This is a genomic window from Flavobacterium praedii, assembly GCF_026810365.1.
Taxonomy (GTDB): Bacteria; Bacteroidota; Bacteroidia; order Flavobacteriales; family Flavobacteriaceae; genus Flavobacterium; species Flavobacterium praedii.
This window is the reverse complement of sequence record NZ_CP113948.1, coordinates 3,455,217-3,473,793: the sequence shown is the minus strand read 5'-3', so window position 1 is coordinate 3,473,793 and position 18,577 is coordinate 3,455,217. Positions and strand designations below refer to the sequence as shown.

The following is an 18,577-nucleotide window of genomic DNA, read 5'->3' as shown; positions in this document are numbered from 1 at the left end:
CGTTTAGTAATTGTATCAAAACTCCTAATGTAGCTGTAGCGAATTTACAAGAAAAAAGTGTGAGTATTTCGTCTGTGGCTGATTGGTTTTCAAAATAGGTGTTTTACCGTAAAGCCCTAGCCCTGATGGAAACGGCATCCTTTTTATGAGGTGATTTTTCTTCACCTCATAAAAAGATATAGTGTACAGCAGGAAATAGCTCCTAATAATTGGCAAAATATTTCGATTACAGTAAATATAATTGTTATTTTGTAGAATCAAATTTCGACGTATTATGTTCAAAAACATTTTTAAATATATTCCTTTTTTACTCTTGCTTTTTTTTATGAGTTGTGCAAAAAGGGGTTCTATAACTGGCGGTGCAAAAGATACTATTGCACCAACTTTGAAATCTAGTTTTCCTGAAAATTATTCGATTAAATTTCAAGGCAATAAAATTAAACTTGTTTTTGATGAAAATATCAAACTTAAAGATCTAAACAAGCAGTTGATTATTTCGCCTCCGATGAAGAATGAACCCTTAATCATTCCGACAACTCCAACAAAGAATCTTACTATTACATTAAAAGACACCTTACTTCCTAATACAACTTATAGCTTGAATTTTGGACAGAGTATTGCTGATAATAACGAGGGAAATCCGTACAACCAATTCAAATATGTGTTTTCTACAGGCGATTATATTGATTCATTGGCACTGGGCGGAAAAGTAAAAGATGCCTACGATAAAGAAGTTGCTTCTTTTGTGTCGATTATGCTTTATGAAGCTAATGAAAAATTTAATGATTCTACTATTTACAAAGAAAACCCTAGATATGTTACCAATACTTTAGACAGTTTAAAAACGTTTCGACTGGAGAATCTAAAAGCGGGTAAATATTTCCTGATTGCTTTGAAAGACAACAATAAAAATAACAAATTCAATCCTAAATCAGATCGAATTGGGTTTAACAAACAAATTGTGACCATCCCCAATGATACTGTTTTTGAACTGGAATTATTCAAGGAAGATTTGCCATTTAAAGCTATAAAACCCGCCCAAGCGTCTGGAAACAGACTAATTATGGGCTACGAAGGCAAGAATTATACCCAAGAAACGAAACCTAAAATAACATTAAAAAGCAAAGGCGACATATTACCAACAATTGTAACAAAAATAGCCAAAAAAGACTCTTTACAAATCTGGTTTAAACCGTTGAAAGTCGATTCTCTTTCCTTAAATGTTGTAAAAGATAATTACAAAAAGGATTTTACTTTTAAAATCAAAAAACAAAAAAACGATACTTTGACACTCAAAGCAGTACAAAGTGGCGTATTGAATTTTAGAGACCGATTTACATTGGAATCCAATACACCATTGGTGAAATTTGATAAATCCAAAATAAAACTTATTGATAAAGATTCGGCAGCAGTCAACTTTACAACAGCATATGATGAATACACTCAAGAATTATATATTGATTTTAAAATTGAAGAAGCACAGAAATACAATTTGAAAATGATGCCAGGTGCTGTTACTGATTTTTTTGAAAAAACAAATGACACCATATCATTTAGCACCAGTACAAGAAATCGTGCTGATTACGGGAATCTTATTTTGAGTTTGAAAAACGTAAAACGTTTCCCAGTTATCATTCAATTGACGGATGAAAAAGGCACCATAGTCAAAGCAACTGAGTATACAGACAGTAAAACAGAAATAGAATTCAATCTTCTTGAGCCTTTTTTATATACCCTTCGAGCGATTTATGATGACAATAAAAATAAACAATGGGATACTGGAAGTTATCTTGAAAAAAAACAGGCCGAAGAAGTGATCTATCTTTCGAAGGAGGTAGATGTAAGAACAAATTGGGATGTCACGCAAACATTTGATTTGAGTATTCCATATACTCCAGAACCGAAAAAGAAAAAAGAAAAAGAAAAAAAGAAATCTAGTTCATTTTAACACAAAAGCATCTTGATCGTTTAAAAAACTAAATTTTTTTCTAGCTAATAACAACTCTGCTTTATTTAATTCGACAATAAAAACACCTTTAGTTTCTATCGGTTCCAACGTATATTCTCCCAAGAAATTGACTACTTGGGAATGACCATTATATTCAAATTTGTTGGCATCTTCACCAATTCTATTGACTCCAACGACATAACTCATGTTTTCTATAGCACGTGCTTTTAGCAAAGCATCCCAAGCATTGATTCGTACTTTTGGCCAATTGGCAACATAAAGCAACACATCATATTCTTCGACGTTTCTAGCAAAAACAGGAAAACGTAAATCATAACAAATTAACGGACAAATTTTCCATCCGTTATATTCTACAATTAATTTTTTGTCACCAGCAGTATAAACTTCATCTTCTCCTGCCAGTGTAAATAAGTGTTTTTTGTTGTAAAATTGAATTTCACCTGTTGGAAAAACAAAGACCAATCGGTTATAGAAATTACCATTTTCAGAAATAACCAAACTTCCTGTAATGGCACAATTTTTGTCTTTTGCCAACTGTTTTAACCAAATAATCGTTTCTCCTTGCATCGTTTCGGCAACAATATTGGGTTGCATGGTGAAGCCCGAAGTAAACATTTCGGGTAGTATAATTAAATCAATACTTTCGGTAATAGCATTGATTTTCTCACCAAGTTTTTTTCGATTCTTTTCTGGGTTTTCCCAGGACAATGCCGATTGTACGAGTGCGATTTTCATTTTGAATACTTTGCTGTTACACAAAGATACACAAAGATAAAAAGAGATTCACAAAGGTTTTATTAAACAAAAAAACGTCCCAATAATTGGGACGTTTTTGATATAAACTATATTGAAATACTATTTCAAACTTGCTGATAAATATTCTCTATTCATACGAGCAATATTCTCCAATGAAATTCCCTTAGGACATTCAATTTCACAAGCTCCGGTATTGGTACAGTTACCAAAACCTTCTTCGTCCATTTGACGTACCATGTTTAATACACGGTTTGTAGCTTCTACTTTTCCTTGTGGCAATAATGCATATTGCGAAACTTTTGCTCCAACAAATAACATTGCTGATCCGTTTTTACAAGTAGCTACACAAGCACCACAACCGATACAAGCTGCCGCTTCAAAAGCTTTGTCTGCATCATCTTTGGGTACTAAAATAGTATTGGCATCGATTGTGTTTCCAGAAGTATTCACTGAAACGAATCCACCAGCTTGTTGAATTCTTTCAAAAGCAGTTCTATCTACCACTAAATCTTTGATCACCGGAAAAGCAACACTTCTCCATGGTTCCACTACAATAGTATCACCGTCATTGAACATTCTCATGTGCAATTGACAAGTTGTGATCCCAGTGTCTGGTCCGTGAGCACGCCCATTGATGTATAAAGAACACATTCCGCAAATACCTTCACGACAATCGTGGTCAAAGGCAATTGGTTCTTTTCTTTCGTTTACTAATTGTTCGTTCAATTGGTCTAACATTTCCAAAAATGAACTAGCAGTAGAAACATTATCTAATTTATAACTTTCCATGCTCCCTTTTTCTTTGGAGTTTTTTTGACGCCAAATTTTAAGGGTTATATTGATATTTTTTGCTGCACTCATAATTTTTTTATTTGTAATTTCTTGCGGCTATTTTGATAAATTCATATTTCAATTCTTCTTTGTGAAGCTCTTCTTTGCTGATGTCATCTCCTTTGTACTCCCAAGCACCAACAAATTTAAAGTTTTCATCATCACGAAGTGTTTCTCCTTCGGCATCTTGGTATTCTTCACGGAAGTGACCTCCACAAGACTCTTTACGTTGTAATCCGTCGATAGCCATTAATTGTCCTAATTCAATGAAATCGGCAACACGAAGTGCTTTTTCCAATTCTGGATTTAATTCATCTGCACTTCCTGGAACGTACACCTCTTTGTAGAATTCTTCTTTTAAAGCAGCAATTTCAGTAATAGCTTCTTGCAAACCTTTTTCATTACGACCCATTCCTACTTTATTCCACATAATTAAACCTAAACGTTTGTGGAAATGATCCACCGTTTTTGTTCCATTATTAGATAAGAATTTATCAATTGAATCTTTTACATTTTTTTCAGCTTCAACGAATTCTGGTAAATCTGTAGAGATTTTTCCAGTACGAATATCATCTGCCAAATAATCTGAAACAGTGTATGGCAATACAAAATACCCATCGGCTAATCCTTGCATCAAAGCAGAAGCTCCTAAACGATTCGCTCCGTGATCAGAGAAATTCGCTTCTCCTGCAACGAAACAACCTGGAATAGTTGATTGTAAATTATAATCTACCCAAACACCTCCCATGGTATAGTGAACAGCAGGATAAATTTTCATTGGAGTTTCATAAGGATTCTCATCCGTGATTTTTTGGTACATTGTAAACAAGTTACCGTATTTCTCCTCTAACCATTTTTTTCCTAATGAAAGAATTTCTTCTTGAGAAGGATTATGATTTCCTTTGGCGTAAGCCGTTTGTTTTCCTTTAGATTGAATTTCTGTAGAGAAATCCAAATAAACTCCTTCATTGGTATCATTAGCTTCGATACCATGACCTGCGTCGCAAACTTCTTTTGCTGCTCTTGAAGCCACATCACGAGGTACTAAGTTACCAAATGCTGGATATTTTCTTTCTAAATAATAATCTCTATCTGCTTCTGCGATTTGAGTTGGTTTCATTTTACCAGCACGAATAGCTTCAGCATCTTCTTTTTTCTTTGGTACCCAAATACGTCCAGAGTTTCTTAAGGACTCAGACATTAAAGTTAATTTAGATTGATTGGTACCGTGAACAGGAATACAAGTTGGGTGAATTTGAACGTAACAAGGATTTGCAAACAAAGCGCCTTGTTTGTGCACTTTCCAACCAGCAGTTACATTTGATCCCATTGCATTGGTAGAAAGAAAGTAAACGTTTCCATATCCTCCAGTTGCAATAATTACAGCATGAGCAGAATGTCTTTCTAATTCACCGGTAATTAAGTTACGAGCAATGATACCTCTAGCTTTACCGTTTACTTTTACCAATTCTAACATTTCGTGACGGTTGTACATATCAACTTTACCTAAACCAATTTGTCTAGACAAAGAGGAATACGCTCCCAATAACAATTGTTGACCTGTTTGACCTGCTGCATAAAAAGTACGTTGTACTTGAGTTCCTCCAAAAGAACGGTTATCTAAATATCCACCGTAATCACGAGCAAAAGGAACACCTTGAGCCACACATTGGTCAATAATATTTCCAGAAACTTCGGCTAAACGGTGAACGTTTGCTTCACGTGCTCTGTAATCTCCTCCTTTGATTGTATCATAAAATAAACGGAACGTACTATCACCGTCATTTTGATAATTTTTTGCAGCATTGATTCCTCCTTGCGCAGCGATTGAGTGCGCACGACGTGGAGAATCTTGATAACAAAATGCTTTTACATTATAACCCATTTCGGCAAAAGACGCTGCTGCTGAAGCACCCGCCAATCCCGTTCCTACTACGATAATATCTATTTTTGGTCGGTTGTTTGGAGCAACCAACTTTAAGTGATCTTTATAATCAGTCCATTTTTGTGAAATGTGACCTTCAGGTATTTTAGAATCTAGTTTCATAAGTTGATCTTTATTTTTTTTATCGGTCTTATGTAATTTGCTTAACTAATTTGATTTTAAGAAACCAAATTAAATTAAACTCATTTCATTATAGAGTGATATTAATTATTAAAATGATGAAATAGTGCAATGAAAATAAATCCAAAAGGAACTATAATTGCAAAAGCATAGCAGATTTTATGCAGTGATTTTCCGATTTTATTATCGAATCCTATTGATTGCAAAGAAGAAGTAAATCCATGCCAAAGGTGAACGGATAATAACAAGAAAGCAATACTGTATAAACCTGTACGAACTGGGCTTTCAAATTTATGAACCAATTCGCCATAATAACGAGTTTCATCTATAGGATTCCCTAAACAATATTTGTATGCTATTTCTTGAACCCAAAAGTCATAGAAATGCAAACCTAAAAAAGCCAACACAACTAAACCGGAAATAATCATATTTCTAGAAGCCCATGATGCGTTTGCAGCACCATCATATTTTGCATAAGCAACAGGTCTAGCACTTCTGTTTTTCAATTCAAGAACGAATCCCATAACAAAGTGAAAAATTACTCCAGCAACCAAGATGGGTTGCATTACAAATTGGATTAACGGATTGTAACCCATAAAATGTGACATCGCATTAAAAGCATCGGCACTAAAAACCGAAACGAAATTAATAAAAACGTGTAGCGATAGAAACATAATCAAAAAAAGTCCTGAAAGCGCCATAGCTACTTTTTTAGCTATAGACGACTTCAATATTGCAGATTTTGCCATAATAATATAAATGTTTTATTTTTTAAAAAGTCGAACAAATTTAGGTTAATTAATAAAGAATCACAACCTTTTAACCCTTTTTACTGCTCTATTTATAATCATTTTAAAGTGTTTAACCTGCCTATTTTCAAGTGCAAAAAAAACAAAGCTTAACACTTTGCAAATCCGTATGTTAATTAAACAAAGCTTAAAAAAACACTAATTTATCCTTTATAAATAACTCAAAAAAAACTTTAGGAAGGGAATAAAAATTATCAAAAATCTTAAAAAATGAGCTTTTAGAGTTCAAATAAATAAAAACAACCAAATCATCATTTTTTATATGTCAAAACAATAGATATTCAAAAGTGGAGTTATAATTTTGCCAAAAAAATTAAAGATGAAAATCGGAATTGATGCAATAGCTTTTGATGTTGCCAAATTACACTTACCCATAAAAACATTAGCACTTGCTAGAAACATAGAACCTGAGAAACTCGAAAAAGGATTGGGCCTATTAAAAATGACTTTGCCAGATGCGCACCAAGATACCGTAGTGTTTGGAGCCAATGCCTTGACAAAATTAGTCCAAGACAATAACATAAAATTAGAAGATATTGCCCGAATATACGTTGGTACCGAAAGTGCTATTGACAGTTCAAAACCCATAAGTTCTTTCTTGATTTCCCTGATGGAACAAAAATTTGGAGAAGGTACTTTGTCAGAATGTGATGTGGTTGATTTTACTTTTGCCTGCATTGGAGGTGTTGATGCGATGCAAAACTGCCTTGATTTTGTTCAACTTAATCCAACCAAAAAAGCGATAGTTGTTACGACTGATTTTGCCAAATACGACTTAAATTCTACAGGCGAATACACACAAGGCGCAGGTGCAGTGGCGATGCTGATTGCTTCAAACCCAAGAATTATTACTTTTGAAAATCACTGGGGCGTAAGTACAAAAGGTGTTTTTGATTTTTTCAAACCATACAGAACAGTTTCAAAACAACAGATCACAGGAAATACAAATAATGAATCTTGGTTTGACAATTTAGAAAGCGAAATTGAAATCCACAAAGACCAACCCGTTTTTGATGGTCAATACTCCAATCAGTGCTATATGGATCGAACTAGAGATGCTTATTTTTCATTCAAGAAATTAAAAAACACCCAAGATACTATTTACCATTCCTGGAAAAGTATTGTAATGCATTTGCCTTACGCTTTTCAAGGCCGAAGAATGTTGTCTGAAATATACGCTTTGGACGCTTCAACTCCGATTATTTCAGGAGAAGAAACCGCTTCTGAATACCAGAACAAATTAAAAGAAATCAGCAAATCCGAGGAGTACAAAACATTCGTTTCCGAAAAATTACAACCTGCAGAAATCGCGTCTTCTTTGATTGGAAACTTATATACTGGTTCAATTTTTATGGGATTACTTTCTACTTTGGCGCATTTTTATGATTCCAAAAAAGAAATTGCAGCCGAAAAATTTGGCTTTCTTGCTTATGGAAGTGGCTCTAAATCAAAAGTTTTCGAAGGCACTATTCAATCCGAATGGAAATCAGCTCTAGCTACTGTTTCTCTTTTTGAAACACTGGAAAATAGCTTTGAAATTGATTTTGAAACTTATGAAAAATTACACAAAAAGGAACAAAAACAAAGCATTCAAGAACCCAAAAACGAATGGATTCTGGATCGAATTGAAAGCGAAATACCAAATTTAATTGGAGCCCGCTATTACAAATGGGTTGAGTAACTTTAGCATTACTAATAAAAGCTTTAGTCCAAAAATTTAACCATTAAAAAATTAAGAATCATTAAGCATTCGGTCTAAATGATTCTTAATTTCTTGATGGTTTAAAAAAATCTAAAATTGAATTGCATCCATGCAAATACTAATTACTTTAACTATATTTAGCCATATAGTCCTGAACAGTAACATCCGTCTTTTCGTTTCTAATTTTGCGATCTAGATGAATTGGAGGTGAAGCCCTTTCCAAACAATCCTTAACCGAACAGGTTTCGCAAGTAACCCCTACTAATTGTTTTTTTACCGAATCGCCTTCGATGAATTTGAATTTCTTCTTAACCGAAGGTGTAATTAAGATTCCAACCGAAATACTGCGCAAACAATTTTTCTTAAAAGGATCCGGTGTTGCCGACGAAAAAACGAGGTACTCATTATTACTATTTTCATAACGAGAAATTTGAGCATCAAAAAAATGTGCCTTCTTTTGCTTCAAAGATTCTACTATTGTTTTAATAGAAACCCATCTTCTGCAATAATGCTCATTCATTTCATTGGCATGAGGTTCTTGCTGATTGGTAATGTGTAATTCTTTTTTAATTTGATAGGTATCTGTTCCAATATCATGTGATAAGCGAAGAAAAAAGAGATTCTTTATTTGAAAATCTTTCGGCAGTATATTGGTCAATCGTTGGTAGAAAGATTCTGGAGAAACATTGAATTTTCCCATCAATTGAACCATTTCTTGAGGCTTTGGATTGCTGTTGGATAAAAACACATTTAACTCATCTATCAAATGTTGTCTTGGTAACAACAACGCTCCCGCAAAATAGGAAGCATAAAAATTATTGAGAACCTGATCGAAATTATCAAATTTGATCCAACTGAAAGTATACAAACGTTCTGTTATTTCAAGAAAATTATATGCAATTTCTTTGGCCAAAATAAACGCTTTTTGAGAATCGTCAATTCCTAATGAAAGCAATAAAGTCCTGCTTTTGGGTACAAAAATAGATCTCAAATCCCCCAATTCTTCTTGTTCCGAAAAAACAATTTCTTTTATAGAGTATCCATATTCTTCAATTAAGATGGCAGACAATTCATCAATTGAAATATTGGTTGTGTTTGTAATATGAAATGCTTTGCAAAACAACAAAACTTTCTCTTCCAGATCTTCAAAGTAATTATTATACGCTTCTTGATAGGAGCGCAAGGAAGCCAAGAAAAAACTTTCTCGGGTTAAGTTATAATGTTGTGCAATTTCAATAATGGTACTGATAAAGGCATTGACTTTCGCAGGAGCATTGGCAATAATGTCAATTAAATCGGCTTCTTGAATACCAAATAAATCTAATGGAATCTCTTTTAAAATTCCCGATTTTAATATTTCTCCAATTGGAGCGAGATTATTATCGAGTTTTAAGGACACCATATGATCGTAAGAAACATCTAATTTCTCTGCCAAAAGAATAATCTTTTCCGTTTTTGGATATTTTTTTCCTTTTTCTATTTCATTCAAATACGACTTAGACAGCTCCGTTATTTTGGCCAAGCCAAATAATGATAAATCTTTATTTGTTCGAGCCTGCTTGAGTTTAAGGCCAAAAATCAACTTGATATACTCTTTTTCTACATTCATAAAATCAAAGATAAACTAAAAAAATAAAATCCTCAAAAAAAATATTTTTCAATTTTAGCGAACGTTCGCTTGTTTTGTAAAAAACTTTTTGTAGTATTGCAGTATCAAAATGAATTTGTTATGAAAAACCAAACTGAAACCACAGAAAAAAAATTCCAAATCACAAATGGAATCACACAACAGTATCCAGAAATTTTAACGGAAGAAGCGATCGAATTCTTGACAGAATTGCATGAAAAATTCAATAGCAAAAGACTTTCGTTATTAGAAGACCGCAAAAAACAACAAGTCCTCTTTGATGCAGGTGCTTTGCCTTCATTCCCTACCGAAACAAGAATGATTAGAGAAAGCAATTGGATTGCCGCCAAAACTCCTAGAGATTTATTAGACAGAAGAGTCGAAATTACAGGACCAGTGGATCGCAAAATGGTCATCAATGCACTCAATTCTGGCGCCAATACATTTATGGCTGATTTTGAAGACAGTACTTCTCCTACTTGGAAAAATTTGATGGAAGGACAGCAAAACCTCATAGATGCCGTAAACAAAACTATTACACTTGAAGATACAGCCAAAAACAAAAAATATGAACTAAATGACAATACGGCAATCTTAATTGTAAGGCCCAGAGGATTACACTTGAACGAAAAAAATATTACAATTGACGGTGAGGAAACTTCAGGCTCTTTACTTGATTTCGGTCTTTATGCTTTTCATAATCATGAACAATTGTCCAAAAACGGAACTGCTCCGTATTTCTACTTGCCAAAATTAGAACACTATTTAGAAGCAAGATGGTGGAATGAAGTATTCGAATTTGCCCAAGAATATTTGGGGGAACAAAATGGCACTTTCAAAGCGACCGTTTTGATTGAAACAATTACCGCTAGTTTTCAATTGGACGAAATCATATTCGAATTAAGAGATCATATCGTAGGACTAAATTGTGGCCGTTGGGATTATATTTTTTCTTTCATTAAAAAACTAAGAAGAAACAAAACCTACATCGTTCCAAATCGTGATCAAGTAACCATGACTACGCCATTTATGAGTGCTTATTCGCTATTGGTTATTCAAAAATGTCACAAACGCAACATACATGCTATTGGAGGAATGGCAGCACAAATTCCGATTAAAAATAACATAGAAGCTAACAACATCGCTTTTGACAAAGTAGTAACCGACAAAAGAAGAGAAGTAAAAAACGGACATGATGGTACATGGGTAGCCCATCCTGATTTAGTGCCTTTAGCGAAATCTGTTTTCGACAAATACATGCCTACTCCCAACCAAATCTTTGTAACCAGGGAGGATGTAAATGTGGTCGCTGAAGATTTGTTGGCTATCCCAAAAGGAACAATAACAGAAGAAGGGGTTCGAAAAAACATCAGCATTTCTGTCTTATACATTGCTTCTTGGCTTAACGGACAAGGTGCTGCGGCCTTACACCACTTAATGGAAGATGCTGCAACTGCCGAAATTTCAAGATCTCAATTGTGGCAATGGCTTCAAAATGAAGTGATTTTAGACAATGGAAAAACATTGACCGAAGATTATTACCATCGTATTGCCATGGAAGAATTTGAAAAAATTAAAAAAAGTGTAGGAGACGAAAATCATGAAACCCAAAATTATCACTTAGCGGAACAATTGCTAGATACTTTGGTTGTAAATGAAAATTTTATCGAGTTTCTTACTCTTATCGGTTATAAATACCTGTAAAATGTCAATGTCAATTTTAAAATAAAAAATAAACCAAAAAAAATAACCAACAAACGCTATTAAACTTAAAATTATGAAAACAACCGAGACAAGAATTCAAGAATTAGTTACTGACTGGATTACAAACCCAAGATGGAAAGGAATAGAACGTCCTTACACCGCCGAAGAAGTTATCAAATTGCAAGGCTCCTACCAAATTGAGCATAGTGTTGCCAAAATTGGTGCCAACAAATTGTGGGACAAACTAAATTCTCAAGATTTCGTAGCAGGATTGGGCGCACTTACAGGAAACCAAGCTATTCAAGAAGTTGAAGCAGGTCTTGAAGCCATTTATTTAAGCGGGTGGCAAGTAGCGGCCGATGCCAATGTGGCTGGCGAAATGTATCCAGACCAATCTTTATATCCAGCCAACAGCGTTCCTTTGGTAGTAAAAAGAATCAACAACGCACTTTTACGTGCCGATCAAATACAAGTAGTGAATGGAACTGCTGATAAAAAAGATTATTTAGTTCCGATTGTAGCCGATGCCGAAGCAGGTTTTGGTGGGAATTTAAACGCATTCGAATTAATGAAATCTATGATCGAATCTGGTGCTGCAGGTGTTCACTTTGAAGATCAATTGAGTTCTGCCAAAAAATGTGGTCACTTAGGAGGAAAAGTTTTGGTACCTACTCAAGAAGCAATCAATAAACTAATTGCTGCACGTTTGGCTGCCGATGTTATGGGAACTCCAACTTTGGTAGTAGCTAGAACTGATGCCGATGCTGCCAATTTACTAACCAGTGATATTGATCCTAGAGATGCCAAATTCATCACTGGAGAAAAAACAGCCGAAGGATTTTTCTATGTAAACTGTGGCGTAGAACAAGGAATTGACCGTGGATTAAGCTACGCACCTTATGCCGATTTGATTTGGATGGAAACCAGCAACCCTGATTTGGCTTATGCTAAACGCTTTGCAGATGCCATTCATAAAGAATTTCCAGGTAAAATGCTGGCTTACAATTGCTCACCCTCTTTCAACTGGGCTGCCAAATTATCAGTAGCCGAAATGGAAACATTCAGAGAAGACTTGGCGGCAATGGGTTACAAATTCCAATTCATCACTTTGGCAGGTTTCCATGCCTTAAACACCAGTATGTTCGAATTGTCTAAAGCCTATAAAGAAAGAGGAATGGCAGGCTATTCTGAATTACAAGAAAGAGAATTTGCATTACAACAACATGGATTTAGAGCTGTAAAACACCAAAATTTCGTAGGAACCTCTTATTTTGATGCAGTACAAAACACGGTTACTACAGGAAAATCGTCTACTACAGCCATGAAAGATTCTACAGAGACAGCCCAGTTTTAATTTTAAATACTTTTCTCAAAAGCACGAAGATACGCTCATTTCTTCGTGCTTTTTATATTTAAAAAAAACACTAAAAATGACAACATAAAGATTTTCATTATTTTATAAAACTAACCTTAATTTATATCTTAAAAAAACTAAAACAATACCTAATTACATCCTTAAAGTTAGTATTTTTGATAATTCAATACCATAATTCGTTTTAGAATGAAATTGCCACAATTAAAAAACACAAATTCCCAAAAAAAGTGGCAATTCCATATTCATTAAAAAGCAAATAATAAATTCGTATGAAATATCATCAAATAGATCGTGCTCTTTTTATAAAAAACAGAGCAAAATTCACGGCTCAAATGAAGCCAAATAGTGTAGCTATATTCAACTCCAATGATATTTATCCGGTTTCTGCAGATAGTACTTTACCGTTTGCACAACATCGTGATATCTTTTATTTATCGGGTGTAGATCAAGAAGAAAGTATCTTATTACTTTTTCCGGATGCGCCTTATGCAAATCAAAGAGAAATATTGTTCCTAAAAGAAACCAGCGAACATATCGCAATTTGGGAAGGTGAAAAACTAACCAAAGAACGTGCTTTTGAAGTTTCAGGAATCAAAACCGTGTATTGGTTACAAGATTTTGAAAAAATCTTAAACGAAATGATGACATATTCAGACATCATGTACATCAACACCAACGAACATTACCGCGCTGCTATAGAAACTGAAACCCGCGAAGCACGCTTTGTAAAATGGTGGAAAGCCAAATACCCTGCGCATCAAGTGGCCAAAAGCAACCCTATTTTGCAACGCATCCGTTCGGTTAAAGAAACTGAAGAAATAGATTTGATTCAGAATGCCTGCAACATTACCGAAAAAGGTTTCCGAAGATTGCTTTCTTTCGTAAAACCAAACGTAACCGAATATGAAATCGAAGCCGAATTAATTCACGAGTTCATCCGCAACCGTTCCAAAGGTTTTGCATATACCCCAATTATTGCTTCTGGAAATAATGCCAATGTGTTGCATTACATCGAAAACAACCAACAATGCAAAGCTGGTGATTTGATTTTATTGGATGTAGCAGCAGAATACGCCAACTATTCCAGCGACATGACCCGAACAATTCCAGTATCCGGAAGATATTCAGACAGACAAAAAGAGGTGTACAATGCTGTTTTGAGAGTAAAAAACGAAGCTTCCAAAATGCTGACTCCTGGAACACTTTGGAAACAATACCATATAGAAGTGGGCAAAATCATGACTTCCGAATTACTGGGTCTAGGATTGATTGACAAAGCTGACGTACAAAATGAAAACCCAGAATGGCCAGCATACAAAAAATATTTCATGCACGGAACCTCACACCACATGGGCTTAGACACGCATGATTACGGATTATTGCACGAACCCATGAAAGCCAACATGGTCTTTACCGTTGAACCAGGAATTTACATCCCGGCCGAAGGTTTCGGTATTCGACTTGAAGATAATTTAGTCATTCAAGAAACTGGCGAGCCTTTCAACTTAATGCGAAATATCCCGATTGAAGTAGAAGAAATCGAAAGTTTGATGCATTCTTAAATCTATATTTTATACTATCTTAAACGGCTTTCAGTAATGGAAGCCGTTTTTTTGTTCCTACATAATTTGGGCGCGTCCCAACCTCCGTAAACTCCAGTTGGGTCGGGCTATTCACTGCAAGTCCTCGTCCCGAAAAAAGTCGGGACTGTGGGCTTTCCGTTGCTATCCCTCGCGCGTAAAACCACATATTTTGGTAACCGTTTGTAACATTCTAAATCTCTAACCGACTCATTAAAAAAATTAAAACTCTAGAAATCATGCAAGCACACGAAATAGATTACCAGATTTTTGGCGAAGAAATGCAATATGTCGAAATAGAATTAGATCCACAAGAAATCGTAATTGCCGAAGCTGGCAGTTTTATGATGATGGAAAACAACATCCAAATGGAAACCATTTTTGGAGATGGTTCCGCACAACAATCAGGTTCAGGATTATTTGGCAAACTTCTAAATGCTGGAAAAAGAGTTCTTACAGGCGAAAGCTTATTCATGACCGCTTTTTTAAATCAAGGCAGTACCAAAAGTAAGGTTTCATTTGCTTCTCCCTATCCCGGAAAAATTCTCCCAATTGATTTAACACAATTTCAAGGAAAATTTATCTGCCAAAAGAGTTCCTTTTTGTGCGCTGCCAAAGGTGTTTCTGTCGGAATAGAATTCTCCCAAAAACTGGGTCGTGGTTTATTTGGAGGCGAAGGTTTCATCATGCAAAAAATAGAAGGAGACGGAATGGCCTTCGTTCATTCTGGCGGAACAATGGCCAAAAAAGAATTGGCTCCAGGCGAAGTCCTAAAAGTAGATACAGGTTGCATCATCGGATTTACCAAAGATGTTGATTATGATATTGAATTCATCGGCGGAATCAAGAACTCCATTTTTGGCGGGGAAGGTTTATTTTACGCTACCTTGAAAGGTCCAGGAACTGTGTACATACAATCATTACCTTTCTCTAGATTGGCCGATAGAATCATTGCTTCGGCACCAAGATCTGGCGGTAACAGTCGCGAAGAAGGAAGTTTGCTAGGCGGACTTGGCAATCTTTTGGATGGGGATAATCGATTTTAAACTTTCTCTAAATAGTTATTACAAACGGCTTTCAGTGATGGAAGCCGTTTTTTTATTTTAATGGAAGCTTAATTTGGGGCAAAGGTTGACAAAGTGTTTTGTTAACGATTTTTTCTCTCATCAATTTCTTCTTATTGAAATGTCTAGATATATTTTGAATAATTTCAGTATAGTTATCATTAATTACTTTACCATTCTCATCTTTTCTCTCATGATAAAATACTTTTATTGAACGACAATTATTATGTTCAAAAATAGTATTTAATAAAGTCCTGTCCGACAAACCACAAGAATGACCCATAATCAAAACTTGAAATTTTTCACTGTCAATATACCTCAGTAAATCATTGTAATTAGAATTTTGCAAGTATTGAAATGATTTAAAATTCTTCAAATATTCATTGTCATCTATATTTTCAATTAGTTTATAATCATCATCCATTTCGTCTCCAAAACCAAAATTTATTTTGTTATTGCTTACATTTTGTAGCTCTCCATGAATGAAATTTACAACACTTTCAATCCGATCTTCTTTTTCAAATATTGCAGAATAAATACTTGCTATTGGAGTATAATTGAAATTTAAAAAATACAAATTATTTACTATTTCTTCATTTCCTTCTTTTTTAAAATGCTTTTTTATTTCATTGACATCTTCAGCTTTAATAAATTCTTTAAAAATATTATGTTCATTACTCATTAATGAAATTGGTTTTAGATAATTATAAATCTTTATCCAATCAACATTTTGATTCTTAGTAAAATTTAATTCATATTTATCAACAACCCTTTCTTGCAAATAGATTTCAAATAAATTTTTAATTTGTTCAAATTCTATATTTAGATTCTTTACATAACGTTTTTTGTACTCAATACTTAATGAACTTGATTTGAGTATTTTTTTTAATTCTTTGTAATATTCATTTTCTACATCGACCCAATTTTCAATTGGAATTTCATTTATTAATTTAAATAATTTGTTTTTATATTGCAAAATTTGAATTCTATTATCAGTTAATGGTTGTAAATGCTCCTTAAATTTATATATCTCTATCCCTTCTCTTCTAAAATCACTATTAATATTAGCAATCAAATCAATTAAATTATTTAGATTTTTATGACCGTTGAATTGACCATAACAACCCAAATTAAATGTAACCAACTCATTATGATTAGTATCTTTAATACTTTCCCAGTAGTCATCAATAAAATCTTTATATCTAGTTGGCAATCCATGAGCCAAATCAAAACCGTTTCCAATAATTACTAGTCTGTTCATATTTTATAAAATGCTTTCATCAAATGTAGCATTTAGGAATTTAAAAAATTAATTTTGCAATTGTAAACTATCAACATAATCTTCACTCTTTTGGAAACACTTCTCTACAAAAACACGCAAATTTCGTATTCGGATTCCGGAAAAGGAACGACTGTAGTTTTGCTGCACGGTTTTCTAGAAAACAAAACCATGTGGGATGCTTATGTTACCGAATTGAGCAAAAGAAACCGAATCATAACCATCGATTTATTGGGGCACGGCAAAACCGAAAGTTTGGGTTACATACAAACCATGGAAGAAAACGCCGATGTGGTTCATGAAGTTTTATCCAAATTACGAATTCGAAAAGCCATTCTTGTAGGACATTCTATGGGCGGTTACGTGGCATTGGCTTTCGCCGAATTGTATCCAGAAAACATGAAAGGATTGGTATTGCTAAACTCTACTTCCAAAGAAGACAGTCCCGAAAGAAAGAAAAACAGAGACCGAGCCATCAAAGCGGTCAAAAAAGATTACGAAACCTTCATCCGCTTATCGATAGCCAATTTGTTCAGTGAAGAGAACCGTGAAATTCTTATCAAAGAAATTGAAGCAGTCAAAATTCAAGCTCTACAAACCCCTTTGCAAGGAATTGTCGCCTCATTGGAAGGAATGAAAGTTCGAAAAGACCGAGAATTTCTTTTACACACCACTACTTATCCAAAATTATTGATTCTGGGAAAAAAAGACCCCGTTCTCAATTACGAAGAAAACCTCGAACAAATAAAAGGAACTGATGTTGAATTGGTTACTTTTGAAGATGGACACATGAGTTCTATTGAAAATCAAGCCGAATTACTAACTGTTTTAGGAAACTTTTTGAAAAAAATTTAAAGCATTCCTTCTTTCAAATAGCCTTTCTCAATTAATTCTTCTTTGCAAAGCAGATGATGCGCCTTGCCTTCTTTGAGCAAAACCAATTTGTTTGATACTTTGATTACGTTTTCATAATTGTGATCAGAAATAATAATCCCTTTCTTTTTTGAATTGGCAACTATTAATTCATTCACTTTAGAAACTAACAAAGGAGATAAACCATTGTAAGGTTCATCCAACAAGACAAATTTTGAAGAATTATTGAGGATGATTTTAATTTCTAAATAGCGTAATTCACCACCAGACAAATGAGCAATCTCTTTATCTAAAATCGATTCAATCATTTCATCTGCAAAAAACGCCGAAATCTTTTCTTTTGAAACTGAAAGTTGAATCGCTTTTTTAACTGAAAATGCCTTCGGAATACAATTATCTTGAGGCAGATAACTAATTTCATCGAATAAATCCTTAGTCTTTGTTTTGACATTACCATCAATTCTAACAAATTTAAAATCGGCAGATTCAATACCAAAAATAATTTTTAGCAAAGTTGACTTACCTGAACCATTCCTGCCAAGAAGTCCAATAATATCATTTGTCTCGCATTTTAAATAAACATCCGACAAAATGTTTTTGTTGTCAAAAGATTTCTGAACACTATCTATTTCTAATAAATGATTTTTCAAAACAATCTTTTTATTACATTAAAAATACAAACCGAAATAATTAAAAAAGCAAAAGTAAAACACCAAGAATACATCCAAAGCTGCATTTTAGAAATTTTATTATTGAAATAAAACACGTATTCATTTTTGGAGTTAACTTCTTTAAAGAGTAAACTTAAACCAAAACCAAAAGTCAGAACCGAATAATTAAAAGCTATAAGTCCACCAAAAAGAAAGACAAAAAAACTAGCTGCAAAATTAATCACAAGCGTGCTTTTGAAAAACGCAAACAGGTTGTTCCATTTTCTACTCAT

At 34.0% G+C, this 18,577-nt stretch carries 14 protein-coding genes; 7 read left to right on the top strand and 7 right to left on the bottom strand.

Annotated elements, in window-relative coordinates:
- The first annotated feature begins 274 nt into the window (after positions 1-274).
- Positions 275-1,948 (top strand): Ig-like domain-containing domain, encoded by a 1,674-nt coding sequence (locus OYT91_RS14665; RefSeq protein ID WP_281238559.1) that lies wholly within the window; start codon positions 275-277, stop codon positions 1,946-1,948.
- On the opposite strand, the gene OYT91_RS14660 is transcribed toward OYT91_RS14665, so the two are convergent.
- The 4 genes from OYT91_RS14660 to OYT91_RS14645 form a co-directional block, all read right to left on the bottom strand.
- Positions 1,940-2,704, bottom strand: a complete 765-nt coding sequence (locus OYT91_RS14660) for a nitrilase family protein (RefSeq protein WP_281238558.1) — start codon at positions 2,702-2,704, stop codon at positions 1,940-1,942. The two genes, OYT91_RS14665 and OYT91_RS14660, sit on opposite strands and share 9 nt — an antisense overlap.
- A gap of 120 nt (positions 2,705-2,824) precedes the next feature.
- Complete coding sequence (locus OYT91_RS14655; protein WP_269224190.1) at positions 2,825-3,586, bottom strand: succinate dehydrogenase/fumarate reductase iron-sulfur subunit; 762 nt, start codon at positions 3,584-3,586, stop codon at positions 2,825-2,827.
- Between the two features lie 7 nt (positions 3,587-3,593).
- A complete protein-coding gene (locus tag OYT91_RS14650) occupies positions 3,594-5,603 on the bottom strand; it encodes a fumarate reductase/succinate dehydrogenase flavoprotein subunit (RefSeq protein ID WP_269224191.1) in 2,010 nt (669 codons plus the stop codon).
- A 101-nt stretch (positions 5,604-5,704) separates the two neighbouring features.
- On the bottom strand, positions 5,705-6,370 hold the full coding sequence (locus OYT91_RS14645; RefSeq protein ID WP_281238557.1) for a succinate dehydrogenase cytochrome b subunit: 666 nt from the start codon (positions 6,368-6,370) through the stop codon (positions 5,705-5,707).
- Positions 6,371-6,749: 379 nt separating this feature from the next.
- Here OYT91_RS14645 and OYT91_RS14640 point away from each other — a divergent pair, with 379 nt between their 5' ends.
- Complete coding sequence (locus tag OYT91_RS14640; RefSeq protein ID WP_281238556.1) at positions 6,750-8,111, top strand: hydroxymethylglutaryl-CoA synthase family protein; 1,362 nt, start codon at positions 6,750-6,752, stop codon at positions 8,109-8,111.
- Between the two features lie 148 nt (positions 8,112-8,259).
- Here the strand turns inward: OYT91_RS14640 and OYT91_RS14635 are convergent, their stop codons facing one another.
- The gene (locus OYT91_RS14635; RefSeq protein ID WP_281238555.1) at positions 8,260-9,741 is read right to left on the bottom strand and encodes a helix-turn-helix domain-containing protein; all 1,482 of its coding nucleotides are present in this window, start codon (positions 9,739-9,741) and stop codon (positions 8,260-8,262) included.
- Positions 9,742-9,861: 120 nt separating this feature from the next.
- Between OYT91_RS14635 and aceB the strand changes: the two genes are divergently transcribed.
- The 4 genes from aceB (at position 9,862) to OYT91_RS14615 (ending at position 15,464) form a co-directional block, all read left to right on the top strand.
- A complete protein-coding gene (aceB, locus tag OYT91_RS14630) occupies positions 9,862-11,463 on the top strand; it encodes a malate synthase A (RefSeq protein ID WP_281238554.1) in 1,602 nt (533 codons plus the stop codon).
- 73 nt (positions 11,464-11,536) lie between these two features.
- Entirely contained in the window at positions 11,537-12,817 is a 1,281-nt protein-coding gene (aceA, locus tag OYT91_RS14625) for an isocitrate lyase (protein WP_281238553.1), read from the top strand.
- Positions 12,818-13,107: 290 nt separating this feature from the next.
- Entirely contained in the window at positions 13,108-14,400 is a 1,293-nt protein-coding gene (locus tag OYT91_RS14620; protein WP_281238552.1) for an aminopeptidase P family protein, read from the top strand.
- A gap of 257 nt (positions 14,401-14,657) precedes the next feature.
- Entirely contained in the window at positions 14,658-15,464 is an 807-nt protein-coding gene (locus tag OYT91_RS14615) for a TIGR00266 family protein (protein WP_281238551.1), read from the top strand.
- A gap of 52 nt (positions 15,465-15,516) precedes the next feature.
- On the opposite strand, the gene OYT91_RS14610 is transcribed toward OYT91_RS14615, so the two are convergent.
- A complete protein-coding gene (locus OYT91_RS14610; protein WP_281238550.1) occupies positions 15,517-16,743 on the bottom strand; it encodes an AbiH family protein in 1,227 nt (408 codons plus the stop codon).
- A gap of 90 nt (positions 16,744-16,833) precedes the next feature.
- Between OYT91_RS14610 and OYT91_RS14605 the strand changes: the two genes are divergently transcribed.
- Complete coding sequence (locus OYT91_RS14605; RefSeq protein ID WP_281238549.1) at positions 16,834-17,616, top strand: alpha/beta fold hydrolase; 783 nt, start codon at positions 16,834-16,836, stop codon at positions 17,614-17,616.
- Here OYT91_RS14605 and OYT91_RS14600 read toward each other — a convergent pair.
- Positions 17,613-18,284 carry an ATP-binding cassette domain-containing protein gene (locus OYT91_RS14600; protein ID WP_281238548.1) on the bottom strand — a complete coding sequence of 224 codons (672 nt, stop codon included), beginning with the start codon at positions 18,282-18,284 and terminating at the stop codon, positions 17,613-17,615. The genes OYT91_RS14605 and OYT91_RS14600 overlap by 4 nt on opposite strands.
- Positions 18,285-18,577 lie beyond the last annotated feature (293 nt).

Coding starts and splice junctions, on each gene's coding strand:
- OYT91_RS14665 (WP_281238559.1), top strand. CDS start 275: ATGTTCAAAAACATTTTTAAATATATTCCTTTTTTACTCTTGCTTTTT.
- OYT91_RS14660 (WP_281238558.1), bottom strand. CDS start 2,704: ATGAAAATCGCACTCGTACAATCGGCATTGTCCTGGGAAAACCCAGAA.
- OYT91_RS14655 (WP_269224190.1), bottom strand. CDS start 3,586: ATGAGTGCAGCAAAAAATATCAATATAACCCTTAAAATTTGGCGTCAA.
- OYT91_RS14650 (WP_269224191.1), bottom strand. CDS start 5,603: ATGAAACTAGATTCTAAAATACCTGAAGGTCACATTTCACAAAAATGG.
- OYT91_RS14645 (WP_281238557.1), bottom strand. CDS start 6,370: ATGGCAAAATCTGCAATATTGAAGTCGTCTATAGCTAAAAAAGTAGCT.
- OYT91_RS14640 (WP_281238556.1), top strand. CDS start 6,750: ATGAAAATCGGAATTGATGCAATAGCTTTTGATGTTGCCAAATTACAC.
- OYT91_RS14635 (WP_281238555.1), bottom strand. CDS start 9,741: ATGAATGTAGAAAAAGAGTATATCAAGTTGATTTTTGGCCTTAAACTC.
- aceB (WP_281238554.1), top strand. CDS start 9,862: ATGAAAAACCAAACTGAAACCACAGAAAAAAAATTCCAAATCACAAAT.
- aceA (WP_281238553.1), top strand. CDS start 11,537: ATGAAAACAACCGAGACAAGAATTCAAGAATTAGTTACTGACTGGATT.
- OYT91_RS14620 (WP_281238552.1), top strand. CDS start 13,108: ATGAAATATCATCAAATAGATCGTGCTCTTTTTATAAAAAACAGAGCA.
- OYT91_RS14615 (WP_281238551.1), top strand. CDS start 14,658: ATGCAAGCACACGAAATAGATTACCAGATTTTTGGCGAAGAAATGCAA.
- OYT91_RS14610 (WP_281238550.1), bottom strand. CDS start 16,743: ATGAACAGACTAGTAATTATTGGAAACGGTTTTGATTTGGCTCATGGA.